Origin of the sequence: Cecembia calidifontis (assembly GCF_004216715.1) — a bacterium.
In the GTDB taxonomy this organism is placed as follows: domain Bacteria; phylum Bacteroidota; class Bacteroidia; order Cytophagales; family Cyclobacteriaceae; genus Cecembia_A; species Cecembia_A calidifontis.
The window spans coordinates 3,010,950-3,034,751 of sequence record NZ_SGXG01000001.1; the positions used below are offsets into that span (position 1 = coordinate 3,010,950).

The following is a 23,802-nucleotide window of genomic DNA, read 5'->3' on the forward strand; positions in this document are numbered from 1 at the left end:
GCTTTATCCATTCTCGAAATTGCAAATTTCGAGAAGCGGTGTGCTCTTCGGGAATTGCAATCCCGAAGAGCGATAACTTGGATTTTTAATCCCGGGATTCTCAAAAGGGGCTGTATGCGGATTAAAAATCCGCTTTATCCGTTCCCGAAATTACAAATTTCAGGAAGCCTTTTATCTGGTAATCGGCTGAGGGAAAACTGCCATGCTTTCATGACCACCTCCTCCCACAGCCTGCACAGCAAAGAAGTAATTGTCTTTGGAGTACGGGATGGTCAAGCTGGTTTCTTCTGTATAGAATTTCTTCTGCCACATCGAAGCATCTGTTTCCCGCATCAGGACATAATAACCTTTTGCTTTTCCTTTTTCAGGTGCTTCCCATCTCAAAGTTGAGGTATTGCTCAATCTTCTCACATCAATCCCAACATTGGTGGGTTCAGAGGGGGCTGAAGCCAAAGAAGCCAAGGAAGCAAGGTTGATGCCTGTTACTTTTCTCATATATTCATAATCTACGAACTCTGGTAAGTCCCCATACTGAATTCCATTTTCAAACCTTACATTTTCATGTTGATGGTAATAGTTCTCGTTCATTTCACACACCCTGACCGCAGTAAAACCCTGCTGGGCAAAAGGAGTATGGTCACCACCTCTTAGGAAGCGGTCATTTCTGTACAGTAATTTCACTTCCAACTGGTCGACATATCTTTCTCCAACTTCTTTCATGTATCTGGCCAACTGTCTGGATTTGCTATCATTTTCGCCATTGGTATATCTTCTGATGGCAGCCATTCTTTCTGTTTCTGCTGCCGGAACACCTTCCGAGAAAATCCTGACGCGGGTATTGTCATTGATGTTGGTCTCAGAAGAATTGGAGTTGCCGATCATATCATTGTTCAGCATGGCCACCAGGTTCCAGTTTTCATTTTTTGCTTTCTCGGCCAAATAAGCAGCACCTTTCAATCCCTGTTCTTCACCGGAAACCACTACAAACAGGATGGTTGCAGGAAAGCTTCTTTTTGATATGATTCTGGTGAGTTCAATGATTGCTGCTACTCCCGAACCATCATCATTTGCGCCGGGAGCATCGATTTCTGTATTCATGACATCCAGGGCCCTACTATCTATGTGGGCAGAAATGATGAAAATCCTGTCATCATTGGGATCAGTGCCTTTTAGGGTAGCCATTACATTGCCCATTTCGGCATCCTGGGGGATTCTTCTTCCGTCAGCCGGAACGGTGAAGGTATCAATAAAGGCGCTAAGTCTTCCCTGAGCCTGTGGTTCAAAAGACTTGAACAGGTCCAAAACATATTTTTGGGAAGCAACTATACCTTCATTTGGGCTATTTTTGCTCAAGGAGTGCCGTGTTCTAAAGCCAGCAAGGTCTCTGACATATTTTTCAAGGTTTTCTGCTGAGATTTCTTTGACCATTTGCTCAATTGCCGCGTCTCTATGGATAATTTGCGTCTGTGCAAAGCTGAGGTTGGTCGAAACCAAAAGGGTGATCAGGATTAAAATTCTTTTCATTGTACCATTCATCTGTTTGAATGCTTTAAATTTACCTGTAGATACACCCATTTTAAATGTAAATTACATGAACGAATTATTGCTACCACAAACAGGTGAATACGGTGCCTATTATGAAAATTATATTTCCTGGGTTAAAGGAAAAGATATTCCTGAGGTATTGATCGCCCAAATTCAGGAGACCAGGAATATTTATGATCAATTGGGGGACAGAAAGAGTAATCTATCTTATGCTGAAGGAAAATGGTCGGCAAAAGAAGTACTTGGGCATATGACGGATACAGACAGGGTCATGGCTTATCGGGCACTTTCCATTGCCAGGGGAGAAAAAGCCTCCTTGCCAGGCTATGATCAAGATGCTTATGTGATCAGCGGTAAATTCAATGAAGTCCCTTTGGGCAGATTGCTTGAAGAGTTTGAGCTTTCACGTTTTGCTTTGGTTTCATTATTGAAAAATATCCCAGAAGAGTATTATGCCAATTTGGGAACAGCCAATAATACGACAGTTTCCGTCAGAGCGCTTTTTCATATTATAGCCGGACATACCATCCACCATCTGAATGTGCTCAAGGAAAGATACCTTTGATTTTCAGTGAGATAAAAATCGTAATGAAAAATTAATCCCTTCAATTGGGCAAAAATTCGTAGTTTTGTCGAATTTATCTAATGGAAAATAATTTTATAAGCTATGAAAAGAACGAGAGCACAAGAATCCAGGGCTGCGATTGAAAGACTTTACATCACCATGAGACACCTGTTTATGAGGGGGTCTTACAAACCGATGGGTGTTTCAGGAGAGTCATTGGTGGATTCACTTTTGGTGTTAAGTCCGGAGATTTATGGCCTGTTGGCACAGGATGAAAAAATTGAATTGGATGGATTGCTCTATGTAATGGAAAGGCTACCAAGGGGAATCGAAGAATGCCGTTATATCCGTCTGATCAGCCGTGAAGGTTATGAGAATTCAACTTTTCCTGCGATTGTTCCGGCCAAAAGAAAGAGGAATTGTTATAGGGTAGACCATGATCAGATGTATGTGGAGATGACAAGGGGAAGGTCGGATATTTATGATATTCTTACACACCTTACTTTCCTTTACATTGAGTCAGAAAAAATCAGGAACAACAGTACAGATCCGAAAGGCAGGATTGATCTCAACTGGGAAATGTTGGAAAAAATCGTGGCCAAAGAAGAAACCGGAGAAGAGTTTGATAAAGAGGTAGCTTGTTCCTATTTGAGCCACGTGATAGGAAGGACTTTTGATGAAACCCATGAGGCAGTAGAGAAATTCGAATCCTCGCCCCATACCAATAGTTTGTTCAGGATAGTCTATCACTTGGGTAAATTATCCATGGATGAGGCTTTTGAGGGAAGAGATAGGGAGATTTCATTTTCTTCTACCTTGAGAATAAGGGTTGGGCACCATGTTTACGGTGAATTATGGGCCAAAAAGATTAAGAAAGTTTTGTTTGAAAACAAGCTGATAGAAAGGCCATTACATATTGTATCGGCCAACCTCCATAGTTTTCTCAATACCATTTATGGCCATCAGGCTTTAGGGCTTGGTTCCTTTGAGGATATTGAGAAAGTTGCCATGGATATCAGTATAGGCGCTAAAAATAACAAGGGGAAAGAGATCTTGAATTATGCCCAGAAAAATGGGTTTATAGAAGTGATGGATGATTCCGGTACAAATATCCATGTACAGATTTTTGATACGGCTGCTATGTCGCATAAGACTGTCCTTCCTGGATGTCAATTGCCCGATGACTTGGATAAAAGGCCTGTGATACTTGTGATGGATTATGCTTTTGGAGAACAGGCTTATGAATGCTTTGATGAGTTGCTCAAGCCTTATGAAACCGAAGAGGGTAATGTTTATCCATTGAATGTACTTTCCGCGTCGATTATGGGCAAGGCCGGAATCCTTACAGGCAAAAAAGGGGATATCATGATTCCTGACAGCCATGTATTTGAAGGAACTGCCGATAACTATCCTTTCAAAAACGAACTCAGCAAAAAGGATTTTGAAGGATATGGATTGGGGGTATTTCAAGGTACAATGTTTACCGTATTGGGAACTTCCTTACAGAACAAAGATGTATTGAGCTACTTGATGGAGTCCTCCTGGAAGGCTATAGGTCTGGAAATGGAAGGAGCCCATTATCAAAAGGCCATTCAGTCGGAGAGCAAGATAAGGCAAAGTATCAAAAAGAATGTGAAAGTGCTTTATGCCTATTATGCTTCAGATAATCCCCTCGAAACCGGCAGTACCCTAGCATCTGGCGCTTTGGGGATGGAAGGAGTAAGGCCTACTTATCTTATTACATACAAAATTCTGCAGAAGCTGTTTTCGAAAAAAGAATGACAAAATAATATTCTGACATGTATGATTATATCAAAACCTTCATCGTTTGTTCGGTGAAGGTTCTTTTTTTGTTTTCTGTTTTTTTATTGATTTTTTAGTCTTGTCTTAAATCATGGATAAATATGATTTTCGTCATGATCTAAGTGGGTTTAGTTACTCAAATTTGTTTCAACAATCAACCACAACAGATTATGACGACAAAGAAAAAATGGATATCAGCGATAATGGTTATTGTCCTGATGTCAATCCAATGGTCAGTTGAAGCACAAGTTAAATATACTTTAGCACCCTCTCCGGAATTGAAAGTGGAAGGGGGATCCTCACTACATGATTGGGACATGACATCCAATACAGCGAAGGGTGAAGGACAGTTTATCATGGAAGGTAACCAATTTAAGGGAGTAAGAAGCCTACAGGTTACCATGGAAGCCGAAAGTTTGAAGAGCGGCACTAGGGGTTTGGATGCCAATGCCTACAAAGCCCTGGACACCAAGAAAAACAAAGAGGTGAGATTTACCCTTAGGGAACTCACTGGAAGTGGAAGCAGCTATCAGGCCAAAGGGGACTTCACCATTGCAGGTGTTACCAAACCTGCGAGTTTCCCGGTAAAAGTTTCTCAAAATGGAAACAGGGTTACTTTTGAAGGAAGCTACAACACCAAATTAACAGATTATTCAATAGATCCACCGACTGCGCTTTTGGGTACAGTCAAAACAAGGGACGAGATTACTATCAAATTCAAAGCAACATTTCAACCAAACAATTAAAATCCACAACAATGAAAAAGGTTTTATTTTCCGCAATCGCAGTCATCGGATTGGTTTTTTCCGGTATGGCACAGGGACTTCAGAGAGATATGCAATTCTGGAGACCGTATGATCAAAGAGGTTTGAATATCTTTGAGACAGGTAAAGAAGATACAGTAGCTTATGAAGGCATGCGTGTAAGGATTGGTGGTCATTTCGCACAGCAATGGCAAAACTTGAGCCACTCCAATACAGCCACTCCTAACGTGAATGCCAATGGTGTCAATTTGAATGAATTGATTGATATTGGAGCAGGAACGAATTTGGCCACAGCTAACCTTAACATCGACGTAGCACTGGCTGATGGTTTGAGAATGAACCTGATTACCTATCTTTCTTCCCGTCACCACCCCGAGGCTTGGGTAAAAGGAGGTTATATCCAAGTGGATAAATTGGGATTCTTGAACCTGGGAGAAACCGATTGGTTTGACAAATACCTTACCGTCAGAATAGGTCATATGGAAATCAATTATGGTGATGCCCACTTCAGAAGATCTGATAATGGTAATGCATTCTATAATCCCTTCGTTGAAAACTATATCATGGATGCCTTTACAACAGAGGTTGGTGGTGAAGTTTTCTTTCAAAGTAATGGGTGGTTGGCAATGGCTGCGGTTACCGGAGGTGAGATTCAAGGTGGCGTGACCAATCCTGCCAATAGATCACCAAACTTCATTGGGAAATTTGGTTATGATAAGTATGTTTTAGAAGACCTAAGGGTGAGATTGACCGGTTCAATTTACACAACGAAAAGTTCCCAAAGAAATACCTTATGGGGAGGTGACAGGGCAGGCTCCAGATATTACATGGTAATGGAAAACACCTTAGCAACTACTGCTGCTCAATTTACCTCAGGTAGATTTAATCCTAACCAAACGAATAACATTACCACATGGGTTATCAACCCCTTTGTGAAGTTCCATGGATTGGAATTCTTCGGTAACTTCGAGCAATCCAAAGGTGCTGCAAGAGGTGAAGCCAATGACAGAACCTGGACTCAGATCGGTACTGACTTGCTGTACAGATTTGGAACCCATGAAAAATTCTATGTGGCAGGTAGATACAATAAAGTAGAAGGTACTTTGTTTGGATCTGGATTGGATGTAAGCATCGACAGGGTACAAATAGGCGGTGGATGGTTTATTACCAAAAACTTATTGGCTAAATTGGAATATGTAAATCAAAACTACAACGGCTTTGCTGCCAATGACATCAGGAATGGTGGTAAATTCAATGGTCTGATGATCGAAGCAGTGGTAGGCTTCTAAAATAAAAACTCCCATGCGTGTCCTTTTAGCACTTTTGCTGGTTCTCCTGAGCCCTTACAAAGAAGAAAAGGAGGTCATAGTTACAAGAAAAAAGATCACAGTAAGTGGTCAGACCTCCATCGGCGGATTCAATTGTGAATATGCAAAAAACAGCTTAAGGGACACGCTTTTTATTGATACCCCTCTAAGATCAAAAGATCTGGTTTTTGACATACCTGTCAATGATTTTTCCTGCGGAAATTTTTTGCTCAACAAGGATTTCCGGAAAACCATCAAAGCAGAACAATATCCCCATGCCAAAGTCAGGGTAAGAAACCTGAAGTCAAATTACGGACACTATTCCTGCGATTTGATGGTCGATATTGTTGGGAAAAGACTGCAATATAAAGAACTGCCGTTGAAAAGGACTGCAGATGGAATTGCGGCCAAGCTTATTTTGAGTTTTAATGAGCTGGAACTGGAGGCCCCCAAAAAACTTGGAGGCCTGGTAAAAGTTGAAGAGGAGTTGATGCTTGAATTCAAGCTTTCCTTTTAAATCAGCCCTCAATTAATTTTCTGAGTTGCAAGGTGGATTTTTCAAAATCAAATTGTCCAATCGCTACCTGCATCTTACTTTTTATTTCTTGCAGGCAAAGATTTCCAATGCTTCCTTCATGGACATGATTTACTTTTGATTGATCCGGTTTGAACAGGCCTGCTTCGATATCAAGACCTACTTTTTTATAGGCATCCCGGAAAGGCATTCCCTGTAAAACCAAATCATTGACAACTTCCACACTGAATACATGTTGGAAAAAGTTGTCTTTGAGAATTTCTTTTTTGATTTGAATTTCCTTTAACATGAAAGTGCTCATATTGATGCAATCCAAAAGTATCTCCAATCCCGGAAAAATAGCTTCTTTTAGTAATTGGAGGTCCCTGTGGTAACCCGTGGTCATATTGGTCAAAATAAAACTGACCTGTGTGGGGATGGATTGGATTTGATTGGTTTTAGCCCTTATCAATTCAAATACATCCGGATTCTTTTTGTGTGGCATAATGCTACTGCCAGTAGTCAGATTATCCGGGAAACTAATGAATCCAAAATGCTGGTTCATAAAGATGCAGACATCTGCTGCCAGTTTATTTAAAGTGCCGGCAATCCCTGCCATGGCAAAAGACAGGTTTTTTTCAGTTTTGCCCCTGCTGTTCTGTGCATTGATTACATTGTGGTGCAGGTCTTCAAAGCCTAGCAAGCCTGTGGTCAAGGTCCTGTCCAAAGGAAAGGATGATCCATAACCTGCGGCAGATCCCAGGGGGTTTTTATTGCTCAATTTATAGGCCGCAAATAATAAGTCCATATCTTCCGCCAGGCTTTCGGCAAAAGAGCCGAACCAAAGCCCAAATGAGGAAGGCATAGCCAGTTGGGTATGGGTGTACCCTGGCATCAGGTCATTTTTGTGCTTTTCTGCCAATGTTATCAACAGGTCGAACAGTTCCTCTGAGGCTTCTACGATATCCCGAATGGCTGTTCGGTAGTATAATTTTAGGTCAACAAGAACCTGGTCATTCCTGGATCTTCCACTATGGAGTTTTTTTCCGACTTCTCCATAGCGTTGGGTAAGCAAAAATTCTACCTGGGAATGTACATCTTCCACACCTTCGTCAATTTTGAAAGTTCCCTGTTCAATTTCATAATAGATTTCCCTTAAGCCCTGCAACAATACCTCAAGTTCTGAAGAGGTAAGAAGGCCGATTTTCTCAAGCATAATGGCATGGGCCATTGAGCCCAATACATCAAAAGGAGCCAAAAGGATATCAAATTCGGGATCCCTTCCGATGGTAAATGTTTCAACTTCTTTCTTTGCACTTGTATTTTTTTGCCAGAGTTTCATGCTTGTTTTTTCTTTTCAGGGTAAATAATAATTGGTTTAATTGAAAGATGCGTAAGTTTCCAAGATTTGGATATATCCTTTGATTCCTTCCTCGATTTCATGGAGGTAAATGAATTCGTCCGGAGTATGTGACCTGGAAGAATCTCCAGGTCCGATTTTTACCGAAGGATAGGGGATAAGCGCCTGATCTGATAGCGTAGGACTGCCATATTTTTTGAGCTTCAGTTTTTCTCCCACTTCAAGAATCCGATGCCCATCAGGTACTTTTGAAGAATTTAACCTCAGGGAACGTGGCTGGAGTTCTGCCTTCAAAACTGTTTTTAATTCCGTCAGGGCCTCTTCCAGGGTATATGCATCAGTAACCCGCACATCCAAGGTGTAATGACATAGGTCAGGCACGACATTATGTTGGCTTCCGGCGTGAATGATGGTTGCAGTTACTTTACTTTTCCCCAAGAAGGCTGATTCTCTTTGAAATTGGTAATTTCTGATAATATTCAGGTCATCCAAGGCTTTGTAGATCGCATTTTCTCCTTCTTCCCTTGCAGCATGGCCTGCTTTGCCCTTTACGGTGGCATCAATTACCAATAAGCCTTTTTCAGCAACAGCCATTTGCATCTGGGTAGGTTCTCCTACGATGGCCAGTTCAATTTCCGGTAATTCAGGAAGAATACACTCTATCCCGTTTTTTCCTGAAATTTCTTCTTCTGCAGTAGCGGCTAAGATCAGGTTAAATGGTAAGTCTTTGTTATAAAAATACAGGAAGGTGGCTATTAAACTTACAAGGCAGCCTCCGGCATCATTGCTCCCAAGACCAAAAATTTTTCCATCCTCTATGATGGCCTTGAATGGATCCTGAGTATAACCGGCATTGGGTTTTACGGTATCATGATGGGAATTCAGCAAGATATAGGGAAGTGTTTTTTTTCGATATTTGGAGAACGCCCAAATATTATTCCCTTTTCGCAGGGTGGATACCCCTTGCTTTTCCAAAAAAATCTGGATCAGTTCGGCTGTTTTTTCCTCCTCTTTGCTGAGGGAAGGTGTTTCAATGAGGGATTTTAACAAGAGGATGGCCTCTTTGGAAATTTGCTGTATCAAATCATCCATGTCCTGTCAATACAAGTCGTACTTGTGCCTTTCGATGGTAGTTCCTGATAATTTGCCCTTTGCCGCCAATAATAAGTTTTCTGCTTTTCCTATCCAGACATGGTTAACCCCTTTTTGTAAGGCAGCAAAAGCATTGTCCAGTTTGGGGATCATGCCGGAATGGATGACATTTTCTTTTTTCAATTCGGCATAAATTTCTTCATTGATCAAAGGAACAATTGAATTTTCATTTTTTTCATCAATTAGCACTCCGGCTTTGTTGAAACAGAAGTATAGGTTTACCTTGAATTTTTTGGAAAGGTTGGTCGCTAATTCCGAAGCGATTCCGTCCGCATTGGTATTGAGCAATTGTCCCTTTTTATCATGGGTAATGGCACAGACTACCGGGATGATGTCTGCATCCAAAAGGGTCTGCAAGAGGCCAACGTTTACTTCCTGAATATCACCTACAAATCCATAATCTATGTTCTTTACGGGTCTTTTGACGGATCGGATCAAGTTGCCATCAGCACCTGTCATCCCAAGTGCGTTTTGTTTCAAAGCCTGTAATTTAGCTACAATCTGTTTGTTAATGAGACCGGCATAGACCATGGTCACGATGTCAAGGGTGTCCTTATCCGTAATTCTTCTCCCGTCCACCATCTCAGGCATCACGCCAAGGCTTTCTCCGAATTTGGAAGCCAGGACCCCCCCCCCATGGACAAGGATTTTTTTACCGGGAAACCTTGAGAACAAATAAAGGAACTCATCTAACTTTTCCGGGAAGTCGATGACGTTTCCTCCGATTTTGATGATGCTTACATTCATGATTTATGGTTTTTGTTAGTGGTTGGGATAATTGTCAATAATCAGCCAAGGATATGGCTGATTACTGATTGGGCAGCATAAATCCTGTTGTTTGCCTGCTCTTGTACGATGCTTCTTTTTCCGTCCAGAATTTCATCGGACAATTCCAGGTTGCGTCTTACCGGGAGACAATGCATGACTTTGGCTGATTTGGCATGCTTGAAATGCTTTTCAGTTAACATCCATGAATTGTCGGTGGTAATTATTTTACCGTAGTCATTGAAAGCAGACCAGTTTTTGACATATACGAAATCCGCATCTTCCAAAGCCTTGTGTTGATCCAATTCTATATGGGCACCTTTGGTAAACATAGGATCCAACTGGTAGCCATCCGGATGGGTTATGGTGAGATCATGGCCGCAGCCAATTGCCCACTCCGCAAAGGAATTTGCCACTGCATGTGGGATAGCTTTGATATGGGGTGCCCAGGTAAGAACTACTTTTATTCTTTTATTCTTAGGGGCATGTTCACCTATGGTCATCATATCTGCCAAACTTTGAAGCGGATGGCGGATCGCACTCTCCAAACTGATCACAGGAACACCGGAATATTTGATAAATTGGTTAAATATAAAATCTTCAATGTCCTCCTGCTTATTGGTAAGGCTGGGGAATGCGCGGATGGCAAGGATATCAAAATAGGAACCTAATACTGCAGCCGCATCTTTGATGTGTTCTACTGTACCTTTATTCATTACTGCGCCTTCCTTCATTTCCAGGGCCCAGCCTTCTTTGTCCATGTTCATGACAATGGGTTCCATTCCCAAATTCAGGGCAGCAATTTGCGTGCTCGCCCGCGTCCGGAGGGAAGGGTTTAAAAAAATGCAGCCTATCCTTTTTCCCGCACCTTTGGCATGGTCTATTCTTGGATTGGCTTTGTAAAACAATGCTTTTTCTATGAGTTGCTCGGCTATCGCCCTGGATTCAAATTGGGTAAAGTACTTCATTGTATGATTTTAATTGTAGCAGTGCCCTAATGGCTTTCAGTCCAAGATTTTCTTCAGACTATCCAAAAACGAAGATAGCTGATTTATTTCAATATTTAAAGGAGGAAGCAAACGAACAGTATGTTTACCTGCTGAACTTCCAGTAAATATTTTGTATTTACTTACCAATTCAGAACGTACCGGTCCTGCTTCTTTTTCAAGGTCAATGCCTATCATGAGTCCTTTGCCCCTGACTTCTTTTACGCCCGAGATTTTTTTAAGTTCAGCAATGAGGAACTCACCCATCTCATAAGCATGTTGAAGCAAATTTTCCTTTTCAATGACTTCTAAGACTGCCAAGCCGGCAGCACAGGCCAGGTGATTACCACCAAAAGTCGTACCTAAAAGGCCATGTGAGGCCTGGATTTCAGGGTGGATCAAGACTCCCCCGATAGGAAAGCCATTGCCCATGCCTTTGGCGGTCGTGATCAGATCGGGTTTTAGTCCTTCGACCCATTGGTGGGCAAAGAATTTTCCTGTTCTCCCATATCCTGATTGAACTTCATCAAGGATGAGTTTTGCACCGTAGGTTTTTGCCAGTTCTGCCAAGGAATACAGGAAGTCCGGATCTGGAACATGGATGCCGCCCACTCCCTGAATGCCTTCAATAATAATGCCTGCAATGTTGCCTTGTTTGAGCTGATCTTCCACTGCTGCGTAATCTCCCCAAGGTAGAATGAAGGCATCGTTTCTTTGGTTTGATGGCGCAATGATTTTTGGATTATCGGTAAGCACTACTGCCCCGGCTGTCCTTCCGTGAAAGGCACCGGAGAAACTGATAAATCCTGATTTTCCTGTAGCAAAAGAGGCCAATTTCAGTGCGTTTTCATTGGCTTCCGCACCTGAATTACATAAGAATAGATTATAATTTTCGTATCCGGAGAGTTGCCCCAGTTTTTCAGCAAAGGCTTTTTGAATAGGGATTTGAACAGAATTGGAATAGAAAGTGATCTTATCCAGCTGATCTTTTATGGCTTGGTTGAAATGTGGATGGCTGTGGCCTATGGAGATCACGGCATGCCCACCGTAAAGATCCAGGTATTCTTCCCCTTTGTCATCCCAAAGTTTGGCACCAAGGGCTTTTACAGGAGTGACATTGATCAGAGGGTATACATCAAATAGGTTCATTTTTACCTGTTTAAATTGAATATTGTTTTGCTTGTTTCAACCAAGGGAGTGAAGTCACTCCCCTCGGCAGCAGATTTTATATGGAGGGTTTAGAAGGCAATGCTTTTTAAGTTCAGCCCCATATTTTCCTCCAGTCCAAAAGCCAGGTTGAAATTTTGAACGGCCTGTCCTGATGCACCTTTTAGGAGGTTGTCTATAGCTGCATAAATGACCAGTTGACCTTTCTCTTTTTTGAGATGAAGGATGCATTTATTGGTGTTGACAGCCTGCTTAAGATCGATGTCCGCCTCCGAAACCCATGTAAAAGGCGCATTCTGGTAGAATTCTTTATAGGCTTGAACGGCTTCCTGGAGTTCACCTTCAAATGGGAAATAGGCCGTAATCCAAATTCCTCTTGAGAAATTGCCCCTGTACGGCACAAAGAGGAGTTCCTGACCGAAATCCGGGTTGATTTGTCCAAAAGTCTGTTTGATTTCTTTCAGATGCTGATGGGTAAATAATTTATACACGGACATGTTATTTGTCCTGTAGCTGAAATGTGTGGTTTCACTCAGTGCCTTGCCTGCTCCGGTACTGCCTGTAATTCCTGAAATATGGGCTGTTTCTTTTACCCAGTTTTTAGCAATTGCAGGAGCTAGTGAAAGTTGGATGCCTGTTGCAAAACAGCCCGGGTTGGCTATTTTTTTAGCCCCTTGGATTTTGGTTTTGTTTACCTCAGGAAGGCCGTAGACAAAGCCATGGCTTTCATCCCTAAAGTCCGTACTGAGGTCAATGATGACGGTATGCGCTGGAAAAGGATGCTTTTCCAGAAAACCTTTGGTCTGTCCATGGGGTAGTCCTAAAAAGACAGCATCAATTCCCTCCGTCTGCACTTCATCAGTGAATTCGAGTTCTGTATCTCCGATCAGATCGGGGTGCACAGCTGTTACTTTCTTTCCCTTTTGGCTATTGCTATGGACATACATCAGTTCGCAGGCAGTGTGGTGGACCAATAATCTTAACAACTCTCCACCGGTATATCCTGCAGCCCCGATGATGGCAGTTTTAATTTTCTTCATGGTAATTGACTTGATGGAAAATCGCAGTTTGGTTACCCAGGATCCTTGTAAATCCTTTGACATCTTCGGCAGTGTAGCCTTTGTTCATTTCACCATAACTTCCAAATTTTGAAGCCATCAGGTCATGTTTTGATTCAATTCCTACCAGCTGGAACCTGTAAGGATGAAGTAAAACCTTTACTTTCCCCGTCACGAATTCCTGGGTGCTTTCCAAGAACGCTTCCAGATTTCGCATGACAGGATCCAAGTAGTGGCCTTCATGAAGATGGTTGCCGTAGAATTCGGATAACTGATTTTTCCAGAAAGTCTGCCATTTGGTCAGACAGTGTTTTTCCAGTAATTGGTGTGCTTTGATGATGATCAAAGGGGCAGCAGCCTCAAAGCCCACTCTGCCTTTGATGCCTATTATGGTATCCCCCACATGGACATCTCTTCCGATTCCGAAAGGAGCTGCGATTTCCTGAATTTTCTTGATCGCTTCTACAGGGTTTTTGTAAGCCACCCCATTTACAGCCTTTATTTCACCCTTTTCAAAATCGATATTAAGTTCTTCTCCTTCTGTTTTGCTTACTTGGGTCGGCCAGGCATGTTCCGGTAATGTCTGGTTAGATGTCAGGGTTTCTTTTCCTCCAACGGAAGTTCCCCAGATGCCTTTATTAATGGAGTAGGCAGCCTTTTCAAAATTCATGGAAACACCATGTTTTTTAAGGTAATTGATTTCTTCTTCCCTGCTCAGTTTCAAGTCCCGGATCGGGGTAATGATTTCAATATCCGGGATGATTGTCTGAAAGATCATATCAAAGCGAACCTGGTCATTGCCAGCTCCTGTACTGCCATGGGCTACGGATTTTGCTCCTATTTTTTTGACATAGTCAGCGAGTGTTTTGGCTTGAAGGATTCTTTCCGCACTTACAGAAAGGGGATAGGTTTGATTTTTCAACACATTGCCAAAAATCAAAAACTTAATGACTTCTTCGTAATAAGTCTTGGTGACGTCCAGGATTACAAAGGATGCAATGCCGAGTCCTTTGGCCCTTTGTTCTATTTCCTGTAATTCTTCTTGAGAAAAACCGCCTGTATTGATGAGGACGGCATGTACTTCGTACCCGAGGTCCTTGGAGAGGTGCAAAGCACAAAATGTGGTGTCCAAACCTCCGCTGTACGCTAATACTACTTTTTTCATTTCTTGATCTTTGAATGGAAAGCCGGGAAGGCTTTCGGGTTTAAAATAAACTTAAGGTTTTATTGGTGGTTTTTTTGATATTCAAAAGGATGGATTTTTTCAATCTGGTCCATCTTTCAAATAGTTTCAGGTTTTTTTTGAAATCTTTACGAAGCGCTACCTCTTCTGTTTTGGCTTTTCGTGAAGGATCATAAAGCATGGCAGTACAAAGACAGTTTTGTCTGTTTTTGGATTTTAAGATCTCGACATTGACACAGCTGTTACATCCTTTCCAGAATTCTTCATCATCCGTAAGGTCTGCATAGGAGACAGGGACATAGCCCAGGTCTGAATTGATTTTCATTACAGCAGCACCGGTAGTCAAACCGAAAATTTTAGCATCCGGATATTTTTGCCTGCTGAGTTTAAAGATTTCGGTTTTTATTTTTCTGGCAAGGCCGTATTTTCTAAACTCAGGAGCTACTATCAAGCCTGAATTGGCCACAAATTTTCCATGCCCCCAGGCTTCAATGTAGCAAAAACCAGCCCAAACACCATCTTCGGTCAAAGCAATCACAGCTTTTCCTTCCAGCATTTTGGTCTTGATATATTCCGGGGAACGTTTGGCAATGCCGGTTCCCCGAGCCTTTGCGGATTGCTCCATTTCATTGGTAATGGTTTCCGCATAATGCAGGTGCTTTTCAGTAGCGGGTTGTATGATAAAGGAATAGTTTTCCATTTTTGGCAATAGGGAATTAATAGATGGTTTATTGCTCAGGGAGCATTTTTGGGTTTGGATTAAATTTTGGGAAAACGTGCTATTGTCGGCCATCCACGTAGGATACCAAAAGATATTACAGGGACATTGCCCTGAAGCTGTTCCTAAACCTCCTCAAAGGAGCCAAAAATAACATAGACAGTCCAGCATTTGCTGCTGAGGCTGTGGTAAGGTTTACTGCTATGTTGTTCAGGTTTCGCATTTGTTTTGAAAACGTGTGCAAATGTTGTAAGGTTTGAAATAAAATGCAAGAATTGCATTTATTAATTTATGGAACATCCATAATTATTTCATTTTTATCAAAAAACAGGCCAAAGTTTTTGAAATCACAAACTTTGGCCTGTCATATTTGATTTTTTTACAAGGTGCTCCATTTTGTTTTTTAAGCCCTTTTAGCCATTTCGTGGAGGGCTTTTACCAAAACATCCAATTCCCCGGGCGTAGTGTAAATGTTGGGCGTGATCCTGCAGCCTACTACACCTGCATAATTGATGCCTACAGTATAAATTTTATATTTATCCATCAGGATTTTTGCCATGTCACCCGGATCCATTCCTTGGATGCCTACATTGGCAATACCGCAACTTCTTTCCCTTTCTGCTGGGGTATTGACCATAATGCCAGGAATATTTCTCACCTTATCGGACCAATAAAATTGCAGGTACCTTAACCTTTCCTCTTTTCTTTTGGCACCTATTTTCTCAAAATAATCTATGGCATTGTTTACAGCCAAATCAGTGGCCACAGGATGGGTTCCGGTATGGTTCAGGTTTTTGATGTTGGGGTGATCGAGTTCATAAGGGGCCATGAGCGGCCATATCTTACTTATTTCCTAAAATCCGCAGGATTTTAGTTTGGAGATTTGAATCTGCTTGTTTGTGTTCATTTTTGGTCTAGTTCGGGAATTTCTTCCCTTTGATTGAAGAGTGTTCATAGTTTTGAGACAATGGATTTTAGGTTTGAGGATAAAATGGACGGTTTTTTTCCTCAATTTTAATGGAAAAGGCATACCTCTTCCCTGTAAATCTTTATTTTTTGAGCTCCTGAGGGGTTTTTATCTGAATTTAGTTCAAAATCGGCTTGTAATCCTTACTCGTGAACAGTTTGAGCACTTCTCTTCTTCCCGTTCTTATCCACTTGGCTGAAACAGTGATAAATCTGAAGATAAACTTCTTGAGCCTGTCGGTAGGCTTAAGCCAATCAACTTTTCTGGAATACTCTCCAATGATATAGGTGTAAAAATTGGCATACATAGCCGTCATAAGCATAAAGGAGGTATTCTCTGCAAGGAACGAACAGGGCAACTTAGACCAGCCAAAGTCATTGTTGAGTACATCAAACAAGCGTTCGCTTGCACCCCGGGCGTTATAAAACCTTACAACAGCTTCATTGGACGATGTATGTTCATTGGTCAGAATAGCCCTGTAAGTAAATGCATCTCCACTAAACACATCTGCCTGCCCGTCTTTACGCCTGATTCTGGTAATGACCAGCCTGTAAGACCTGTCTTTACCGAAAGGTTTGTAGTCGGATAGGTCAGTAACTTCCATTTCCTGTACACCCAAACGTATTTTCTGCCACTTCTCAGGGGCTATACTTCCAAGGATATTATCCAGTTTGGCACATCTGTTTGCCCGTATATAAAAGCTTTCGGTATGTGCTTCCAGTGTGCGGAGAACTTCTTCCTGATAGGATGCTGAATCGGCTCTGAACCTTCCGATACGGATATTTTCATTGGTAAGCTGCCCAAACATGCGTGTAAGTGTATCAGCCTGCAAATATTTGGCCTGACTGTTGCCATTTCTGCCCTCTACGTACACAGGAATGGCCTGTGAAAATTCAGGATGTGCTATGGAAGCTACACCTGGCTGATATCCATAGACGTGTTTATATGTCTTTTTTGAATCGTACTTTTCAGTTGGAATGACGGTGTTGTCATAATCGAGGTCGTAAGCAACACCTGACTTGAGTAATCCGGTCTTACAAGCTGATTTTAACAACAAGCTGTTGAGTTTTCCATTGATATTAAATTCATGGCTTACTCCACTGGACGGATTTATAAAGAGTTCTGTATCAACAGCAAGCTCTTTGATACCTCTCAGAATTGTATCGGCACTGCATACTGAAAATGAAGGGACCTGTTCAAGTGCGTCTCTCAAGTGAACATTGATATCTTCAGTACAGTCGCCACCATTAAAGAAAATAGCCATATGATTGGCGAAAATGTCACTGTATGAAAACCCTCCCCTTAAGGCTCTAACCCCCAATTGATTATCAATGAGTTCTGGGAGACCAGAATTTTTGAAAGAGTTAAAAACAAAATTAAAACCTCCGAAAGGTGTGATTTTTTCTGTCGAATTCGTAATTTTCATACCGCTTATCAAGGATGTGTGGTAACACCTAAATAAGTGAAAAAAAAACGAGCCGGAAAAGCCTGAATTGAATAAATTCAGCCACTTTTTCGGCTTTTTTTAAATCCGCCCTGCGGATTTAAGGTATTTTGTCTTTTTTGACATACAATAAACCAGCACCTAAAGGTACACTGAGCCATTTGTGCAGGCTACAGGCATAATAATCACAACCCAAATCATCTATTTTGAAGTCAAAATGTGCGATACAATGTGCCCCATCCAACATGACTTCTACTCCATGGCGATGGGCCATGTCGCAGATTTTTTTTACCGGAAGGATTTGGCCGGTGATATTGATCATGTGGCTGACCATGATCAGTTTGGTTTTTGGGGTGATGGCATCTTCGTAAATTTTCACAATCTCCTCATCAGATGCCGGATGTAAGGGAATGTCTACGATTTTGTTCACTACCCCATAACGCCTGCTTACCAATTCGAACATGTTTTGGATGCTGCCATAGTCTTGGTGGGCAAAGATGGCCTCATCACCCTTTTCCCAAGGATAGCCCGAAATGATCGTGTCCAATGATTCCGTGGCATTTCTGGTGATGGCTACCTCATCTGGTGTACCACCGAAAATTTTGGCCAATCGTGCTGCAGCTTTGTCTTTATTTTCCCATTGGACTGTTCTGAAATACCAAGAGCCCTGATAATTGATTTCCCTAATCCATGAGATGTATCCCTCTAATGTTTCCTGGGGAATAAAGCAATAATATCCATTCTCCAGATTAATATAATCGGGTTTCAATCGGTACCCTTCACGTATTTTGGCCCAAAAATCCTCATCCTTTGCCAAATCTGTGGCAGGTATATGGGAGTAAGCTTCCACAGTTTTGGAAAAGGCTTGGAAAGAAGCCGAGGAAGCAAGACTGGTAAATGCCAGACTTTTAAGAAAATCTCTTTTATTCATTGGGTGCTGAAGTTTGACCTTAATTTGAGGAAAAAAAATTGAAAAAAAAATTTCCAATCCTAAATTTGTTGATTAAATTTGTCAACAATAAATTAGTCAACAAAGGAGGATAAAATGGAGACGCTTTCTCAAATGCTTTTTGAAATGAGGAAAAGGAAAGGATGGGCCGTGCGTCAGCTTGCCTTTGAAAGTGGCGTAGACCCTGCTTTGGTGTCCAAATTTGAAAAAGGGTCTAGGATGCCTACCGAGGAGAATTTAAAATCTCTTTCATTGGCATTGGATGCACCTTTTGATACCTTAAGGAAGGCATGGGTAGCAGAGAAAATTTACCAAATTCTAGAGCATGAATCCGATGCTGTAGAGATACTTTCCCTGGCAGAATCCAGGGTAGAGTACTTGAGCAGCCATAAAGCACTTCAGATGCAGGGTTTATCAAAATCCATTCAGGAAAAGTTGTCTGCTATTGATGCCCTAAAGAAGGATTGGAATTCCAAAAGGCCTTTGAATAGGACACAGCTTCGCAAAATGCAGGAGTTTTTCATGGTGTCCTACACCTATGAAAGCAATAGGATTGAAGGCAATACCCTTACCCTTCAGGAGACCCATTTGGTAGTCAATGAAGGGATTACTATTGGGGGTAAGTCCATGAGGGAGCATTTAGAGGCTATTAATCATGCTGAGGCTGTTTCGTACATTGAACAGCTGGTTTCCGATAAAATGGATTTTGGACCCAGGGTCTTGATGGAATTGCATTACCTAATCCTTAAGGGTATAGACAAAGAAAATGCCGGTAGGTATAGGAAGGTTCCTGTAAGGATTTCAGGAAGTGAGCATGTGCCGCCTCAGCCTTTTCTTTTGGACAAAATGATGGAGGAGTATTTTATCCATTATGATAATCAAAAAAAAATCCTTCATCCGGTTATTTTGGCGGCAGAGATGCATGAGCGTTTGGTCAGTATCCATCCATTTATTGATGGCAATGGAAGGACAAGTAGGTTGGTCATGAATCTGATCCTCTTGAAGCATGGGTTGACCATTGCTAATCTGAAAGGGGATCTGGCTTCCAGGTTGTCTTACTATAAGGCATTAGAGGCTGTACAAATTGATAATAATCCGGATATTTTCTATCACTTGGTAGCTGATGCAGTTATAGAATCTCTCCAGAAGCATTTGGAGATGGTGTAGGTATCACCCTGTGACGCAAGTCATGGGGTGGTTTCTGAAGTCGGAAGTTGGAAGTCGGATTTCGAAGGTCGGAAGTAGGGTTTTGAACCATTAAGGAGTTCAGGGAATTAAGGGGTTCATTAAGAAGGTGGATTTCTGAAAGTCGCATTTGGGAATAAAAAATGCCAAAGGACAGAAGGGCCACCTAAGAAAATAGCCTTGGGTAAAATGAAATGTTCAAGAAAATCAAAGGTCTGAAGGACCGGTTTGAAGTGGGAAGTAGGAAGTCGGTCGTCGGATTTCGAAGGTTGGAAGTAGGTGTCACGTCCTGAAATAGCTTGACAGATTAAGTCAAACTAAAAACAGGAAAAAAATGACAAAAACGGTTCGGGAATTTAACAGGTACAGTATTAGCTTCAAGAAGCAAGTAGTAGAGGAGCTGGAAAATGGAAGTTCCTATTCTTATCTTCAAAAGAAGTATGATATTAGAGGAGCGGAGACGATCCAGAGGTGGGTCAGGTCCTTTGGCAGGGATCATTTGTTGAACAAAAGGGTTAGAATAGAGACTATGGATGAGAAGAGAAGACTTAAGGAACTGGAAGAGGAGAACAAGAGGTTAAAACTTGCCTTGGCCGATTCGATAGTTGCCAACAAGATGCTTGAGACGCTGATAGATGTTTCAAATGATGAATACAAGACGGATTTAAAAAAAAACTTTGGCAACGGACTGTTTCAAAAAGGCCTGAAGAAGTGAGCGTTAAGTCCGGTTGTACTTACTTTGGTTACAGTAGGTCAGCATATTATGGTTGGATGGACTCCAAGTTGAAGGAGGAAGCGCAATACGACCTGGTATTGGAGCTTGTCCGGGATTACCGGAGGACGCATCCGATGATGGGCACAAGAAAGCTTCAGGAGTTGATCAGAGAAGATGCGGTGAGGTTGGAGATCAGCATAGGAAGGGACAGGCTCTTTGAGTTGTTGCGTTCTGAAGGCTTGCTGGTCAAGCGCAAGAGGAAGTATGTTGTTACAACGCAGTCATTTATGCGCTACAGTAAATATGAGGATCTGTTCAATGGCAATGTCTGGACCACTGCCCATCAGGCCTGGGTTTCGGACATAACCTATATCCGTGTCGGGGATTCCTTCAGGTACCTGTATCTTATTACCGATGCATACAGCAGGAAGATAGTAGGATGGTATTTGGGGAATACGCTTGAGTCAAAATGTGCTGTAGAAGCCTTAAAAATGGCGATAGAACAATGTCCGTCAACAGAAGGCATTGTTCATCACTCAGATAGGGGCTTTCAGTATTGCAGTAAGATTTATACTGAATTACTGGAAAAGGAAGGTATAAAGTCCAGTATGGGAGAAGCAGGGAATTGCTATGATAATGCAATGGCAGAGCGGGTTAACGGGATTCTGAAGATTGAATATAAACTTGGGGACAGGTTTAAGAATCTCAAAGAAGCGTTTGCAGCAGTAAGGCATGGAGTATGGGCCTACAATGAAAAGAGGCCACATTGTTCATTAAATATGAAGAAGCCGATTGAGGTACATGAGGGACTAACAGTGTTTTCATCTCTCAAACGCAAAAGTAGCCCAAGACAGAGACCTGTCGAGGCTATATAAACGTCGCTTCGCTCCGGCCTTGACAGGTCTCCTTACTTGGGCTCTAGGGCATTTAAGAGGATTGAAAATAAAAGAAAAAACAAAGAAAAAAGTGTCAAGTAAAATCAGGACGTGACAAGGGTTTTGAACCATTAAGGAGTTCAGGGATTAAGGGGTTCACTAAGAGGTAAAACCTTTGGAGTCAATTATGATTTAGTCCTGTAACGAATGGGTGGCTAAAAAATAAACATCAACAATAATAGTAAAGCTAAAAGGATGGCCAGCCATTGGTATACCGGATTTTTTTTTGGAAAGTGAAATTGACAAATTGGACAGTATTCCAGCGTTTTGTCCACCTCCATTGCACAGGAAGGGCATTCTTTTGTCTTGTTTTTTTGAACCATCCGGAGGGTAAATTGATTTAAGTAACAAATAAAAAAGAATACAATGAAAATAGAAATCTGGTCGGACATTATGTGTCCATTTTGTTATATCGGTAAGCGCAGGCTGGAGACAGCATTGAAAAATTTTGAACATGCAGATAAGGTTCAAATTGAATGGAAAAGTTTTTTATTGAATCCTGATATGCAGACTGATCCCCAGAAAAGTACGGTGGAATATCTTGCAGAAACCAAGGGTTGGAGTTTGGATCAGACCCGTCAGATCACCCGACAGGTATCAGAAATGGCAGAGGGAGAGGGTCTTTTTTATCAAATGGATAAAACCGTAGTGGCCAATGCCAAAAGAGCCCATAATATATTACAGTTGGCCAAATCCCTGGGCAAAGGCAGCGAAATGAAGGAGCGTTTGCTGCGGGCTTATTTTACCGAAGGTGCAAATATTGATGACCAGAATACTTTGTTGGGTTTGGCTGAAGAAGTCGGGATAGACAGAGAAGAGGCAGCTGAATGCCTGCAAAGAAATGTGTATATGGATAAAGTTGACAAGGATATTGCAGAATCAAGGATGCTGGGTGTAAGGGGAGTGCCTTTTTTTGTGTTTGATAGAAAATATGCCATTTCAGGCGCTCAGGCACCGGATGTTTTTGAAAAGACTTTGGAAAGGGCCTGGATGGATTATGTGAAAGAAAATCCGATTTTGGATGTCGCCGGTTCTGATGATGGTGCAGCCTGTGATGTGGATGGTAATTGTTAGAGGGGGCGCTATTTCTTTGAGACTGAGAGATGAGGGGGAGAGAGTTCGTGGTTTAAAGTTTAATGTTTAAAGTTTAAATATAGCAAGTTAGGATGTGGGAAAAGGCGATTGAAAGAAGAGGTAAAACCTAATCTCTAAGTTCATTAGTATATCCGAATAGTGTGACACTATCCCGATAAGTGTGTAAACTTCAAATTATGGTTTTATTGTCAGGTATCAAGAAGCCTGACCCTATCACCAAATATAAGCAGGAAACTGTTAAGAATAGCTCCCCAGTCTCTGATAGGCATAGTCCATTTTTTCGATGCTTCTCTTGCAGCCAGGAAAACAGACTTCATTACGGCATCATCTGTCGGGAAAGAGAGCTTGTTTTTGGTGTATTTTCTGATCTTTCCATTGAGATTTTCAATCAGGTTGGTGGTATAGATGATTTTACGGATTTCAGCCGGGTAATCGAAGAAAACGGTGAGTTCATCCCAGTTGTCCCTCCAGCTTTTGATGGCATAAGCGTATTTGGATTCCCATTTTTTGGCAAAATCGTTCAGGGCAGCCCAAGCAGCATCTTTTGTAGGGGCGGTATAAATTTCCTTCATATCCCTTGTAAACGCCCTGCGGTCTTTCCATGCGACATATCTACATGCGTTTCTGATCTGGTGGACGACACATATCTGAGTGACTGATTGGGGGAATGAAGCTTTTATCGTATCAGTAAACCCGTTCAGGTTGTCAGTTGCCGTTATGAGAATATCTTCAACCCCTCTGGCTTTCAGGTCGGTGAGTACCCCCATCCAGAAAGCCGAAGATTCATTCTTGCCAAGCCAAAGGCCTAGGATCTCTTTAAGGCCGTTAGTTCTGAGGCCAACGGCAATATAAACGGTCTTGTTGACCACTTTGGAGTTCTCCCTGACTTTGAAGGATATACCATCCATCCAAACGATCAGGTATACAGGGTCAAGCGGCCTGTTTCTCCATGCAACAATATCCTCCGCTACGGCACCGGTAACCCTTGAGATGGTGGAGGAGGAAACATTGATGTCATAAAGCTCCCGGATCTGTTCTTCGATGTCCTGGTTTGACATTCCCTTGGCATACATGGAAATGATCACGTTTTCAACGCCCTCCGCCATGCTTCTGCGTTTGGGCACAAGGGCAGGCTCAAAGCTGCCGTCCCTGTCTCTTGGGACTCTGATTTCAGCTTCCCCAAATGTGTTTTTTATTGTTTTGGTGGAATAGCCGTTCCTTGAATTGGGATTATCGGAATTCTGATGCTTTTCATAGCCAAGATGGGCATCCAGCTCGCCTTCAAGCATTTTCTCAACGGCTCTTTTCTGAAGCTGTTGAAGGAAGGAATTAAGCTCCCCGGCAGTCCTGAACTGCTTGAGGAAGTCATCATTTAGGAGATCTTCTTTTTTCATTTTTGTAATCTGTGTGTTATAAAGGTAAGAAATTGTCCACACACAGACCGGGGGGCGCCTACCGCGGGTTCCTCAAATTCCCTGTGCGATTTCTTCTAAATCACACAGAGAATTTCGAGGTTTAACTTTAACTTCGTAAGTAGTGAAACCAACTTACACAGTTTGTGTCATAGTCCCAATAGTGTCCTTGTAAAAAAAAATGGTTCAAGTCACTGACTTGAACCATTTTTT

General features: G+C 41.9%; 22 protein-coding genes. 9 read left to right on the top strand and 13 right to left on the bottom strand.

Going from position 1 to position 23,802, the window contains the following annotated elements; all coding sequences use genetic code 11:
• Window positions 1–171: 171 nt before the first annotated feature.
• The gene (locus BC751_RS13020) at window positions 172–1,524 is read right to left on the bottom strand and encodes a M28 family metallopeptidase (protein WP_130275917.1); all 1,353 of its coding nucleotides are present in this window, start codon (window positions 1,522–1,524) and stop codon (window positions 172–174) included.
• 67 nt (window positions 1,525–1,591) lie between these two features.
• On the opposite strand from BC751_RS13020, the gene BC751_RS13025 reads away from it, so the two are divergent.
• From BC751_RS13025 to BC751_RS13045, 5 genes are all read left to right on the top strand, one after another.
• Window positions 1,592–2,110 (top strand): DinB family protein, encoded by a 519-nt coding sequence (locus BC751_RS13025; protein WP_130275918.1) that lies wholly within the window; start codon window positions 1,592–1,594, stop codon window positions 2,108–2,110.
• A 102-nt stretch (window positions 2,111–2,212) separates the two neighbouring features.
• Window positions 2,213–3,892, top strand: coding sequence for a DUF6909 family protein (locus BC751_RS13030; RefSeq protein ID WP_130275919.1), 1,680 nt, complete (start codon window positions 2,213–2,215; stop codon window positions 3,890–3,892).
• Window positions 3,893–4,083: 191 nt separating this feature from the next.
• Window positions 4,084–4,659 (top strand): YceI family protein, encoded by a 576-nt coding sequence (locus BC751_RS13035; protein WP_165389835.1) that lies wholly within the window; start codon window positions 4,084–4,086, stop codon window positions 4,657–4,659.
• 11 nt (window positions 4,660–4,670) lie between these two features.
• Entirely contained in the window at window positions 4,671–5,966 is a 1,296-nt protein-coding gene (locus BC751_RS13040; protein WP_130275920.1) for a hypothetical protein, read from the top strand.
• A 13-nt stretch (window positions 5,967–5,979) separates the two neighbouring features.
• On the top strand, window positions 5,980–6,501 hold the full coding sequence (locus tag BC751_RS13045) for a hypothetical protein (RefSeq protein WP_130275921.1): 522 nt from the start codon (window positions 5,980–5,982) through the stop codon (window positions 6,499–6,501).
• A gap of 1 nt (window position 6,502) precedes the next feature.
• Here the strand turns inward: BC751_RS13045 and argH are convergent, their stop codons facing one another.
• The 11 genes from argH to BC751_RS13100 form a co-directional block, all read right to left on the bottom strand.
• A complete protein-coding gene (argH, locus tag BC751_RS13050; RefSeq protein ID WP_130275922.1) occupies window positions 6,503–7,840 on the bottom strand; it encodes an argininosuccinate lyase in 1,338 nt (445 codons plus the stop codon).
• A gap of 36 nt (window positions 7,841–7,876) precedes the next feature.
• Window positions 7,877–8,950 carry a M20 family metallo-hydrolase gene (locus BC751_RS13055; RefSeq protein ID WP_130275923.1) on the bottom strand — a complete coding sequence of 358 codons (1,074 nt, stop codon included), beginning with the start codon at window positions 8,948–8,950 and terminating at the stop codon, window positions 7,877–7,879.
• A 6-nt stretch (window positions 8,951–8,956) separates the two neighbouring features.
• On the bottom strand, window positions 8,957–9,757 hold the full coding sequence (gene argB / locus BC751_RS13060; RefSeq protein ID WP_130275924.1) for an acetylglutamate kinase: 801 nt from the start codon (window positions 9,755–9,757) through the stop codon (window positions 8,957–8,959).
• Window positions 9,758–9,798: 41 nt separating this feature from the next.
• The gene (locus BC751_RS13065) at window positions 9,799–10,743 is read right to left on the bottom strand and encodes a Rossmann-fold NAD(P)-binding domain-containing protein (RefSeq protein WP_130275925.1); all 945 of its coding nucleotides are present in this window, start codon (window positions 10,741–10,743) and stop codon (window positions 9,799–9,801) included.
• Between the two features lie 36 nt (window positions 10,744–10,779).
• A complete protein-coding gene (locus BC751_RS13070; protein WP_130275926.1) occupies window positions 10,780–11,910 on the bottom strand; it encodes an aspartate aminotransferase family protein in 1,131 nt (376 codons plus the stop codon).
• Window positions 11,911–11,999: 89 nt separating this feature from the next.
• The gene (argC, locus tag BC751_RS13075; RefSeq protein WP_130275927.1) at window positions 12,000–12,968 is read right to left on the bottom strand and encodes an N-acetyl-gamma-glutamyl-phosphate reductase; all 969 of its coding nucleotides are present in this window, start codon (window positions 12,966–12,968) and stop codon (window positions 12,000–12,002) included.
• Window positions 12,955–14,151: an argininosuccinate synthase gene (gene argG, locus BC751_RS13080; protein WP_130275928.1), complete on the bottom strand. Its 1,197-nt coding sequence runs from the start codon at window positions 14,149–14,151 to the stop codon at window positions 12,955–12,957. Before argG ends, argC begins: the two co-directional genes overlap by 14 nt.
• 40 nt (window positions 14,152–14,191) lie before the next feature.
• Window positions 14,192–14,869 (bottom strand): GNAT family N-acetyltransferase, encoded by a 678-nt coding sequence (locus BC751_RS13085; protein WP_130275929.1) that lies wholly within the window; start codon window positions 14,867–14,869, stop codon window positions 14,192–14,194.
• Between the two features lie 421 nt (window positions 14,870–15,290).
• A complete protein-coding gene (locus tag BC751_RS13090) occupies window positions 15,291–15,716 on the bottom strand; it encodes an aminotransferase class V-fold PLP-dependent enzyme (protein ID WP_341272841.1) in 426 nt (141 codons plus the stop codon).
• A 256-nt stretch (window positions 15,717–15,972) separates the two neighbouring features.
• Entirely contained in the window at window positions 15,973–17,280 is a 1,308-nt protein-coding gene (locus tag BC751_RS13095; RefSeq protein WP_130273823.1) for an IS1380 family transposase, read from the bottom strand.
• A gap of 118 nt (window positions 17,281–17,398) precedes the next feature.
• Complete coding sequence (locus BC751_RS13100) at window positions 17,399–18,229, bottom strand: aminotransferase class V-fold PLP-dependent enzyme (protein WP_341272842.1); 831 nt, start codon at window positions 18,227–18,229, stop codon at window positions 17,399–17,401.
• A gap of 144 nt (window positions 18,230–18,373) precedes the next feature.
• Between BC751_RS13100 and BC751_RS13105 the strand changes: the two genes are divergently transcribed.
• From BC751_RS13105 to BC751_RS13120, 4 genes are all read left to right on the top strand, one after another.
• Window positions 18,374–19,414, top strand: coding sequence for a Fic family protein (locus BC751_RS13105; protein ID WP_242617473.1), 1,041 nt, complete (start codon window positions 18,374–18,376; stop codon window positions 19,412–19,414).
• Window positions 19,415–19,766: 352 nt separating this feature from the next.
• Window positions 19,767–20,147 (top strand): transposase, encoded by a 381-nt coding sequence (locus BC751_RS13110; RefSeq protein ID WP_130275476.1) that lies wholly within the window; start codon window positions 19,767–19,769, stop codon window positions 20,145–20,147.
• The gene (locus BC751_RS13115) at window positions 20,144–21,022 is read left to right on the top strand and encodes an IS3 family transposase (RefSeq protein ID WP_165389836.1); all 879 of its coding nucleotides are present in this window, start codon (window positions 20,144–20,146) and stop codon (window positions 21,020–21,022) included. The genes BC751_RS13110 and BC751_RS13115 overlap by 4 nt, the downstream gene beginning before the upstream one ends.
• A gap of 426 nt (window positions 21,023–21,448) precedes the next feature.
• Window positions 21,449–22,156: a DsbA family oxidoreductase gene (locus BC751_RS13120; RefSeq protein WP_130275932.1), complete on the top strand. Its 708-nt coding sequence runs from the start codon at window positions 21,449–21,451 to the stop codon at window positions 22,154–22,156.
• Window positions 22,157–22,365: 209 nt separating this feature from the next.
• Here the strand turns inward: BC751_RS13120 and BC751_RS13125 are convergent, their stop codons facing one another.
• Window positions 22,366–23,571, bottom strand: a complete 1,206-nt coding sequence (locus BC751_RS13125) for an IS256 family transposase (RefSeq protein ID WP_130274032.1) — start codon at window positions 23,569–23,571, stop codon at window positions 22,366–22,368.
• Window positions 23,572–23,802 lie beyond the last annotated feature (231 nt).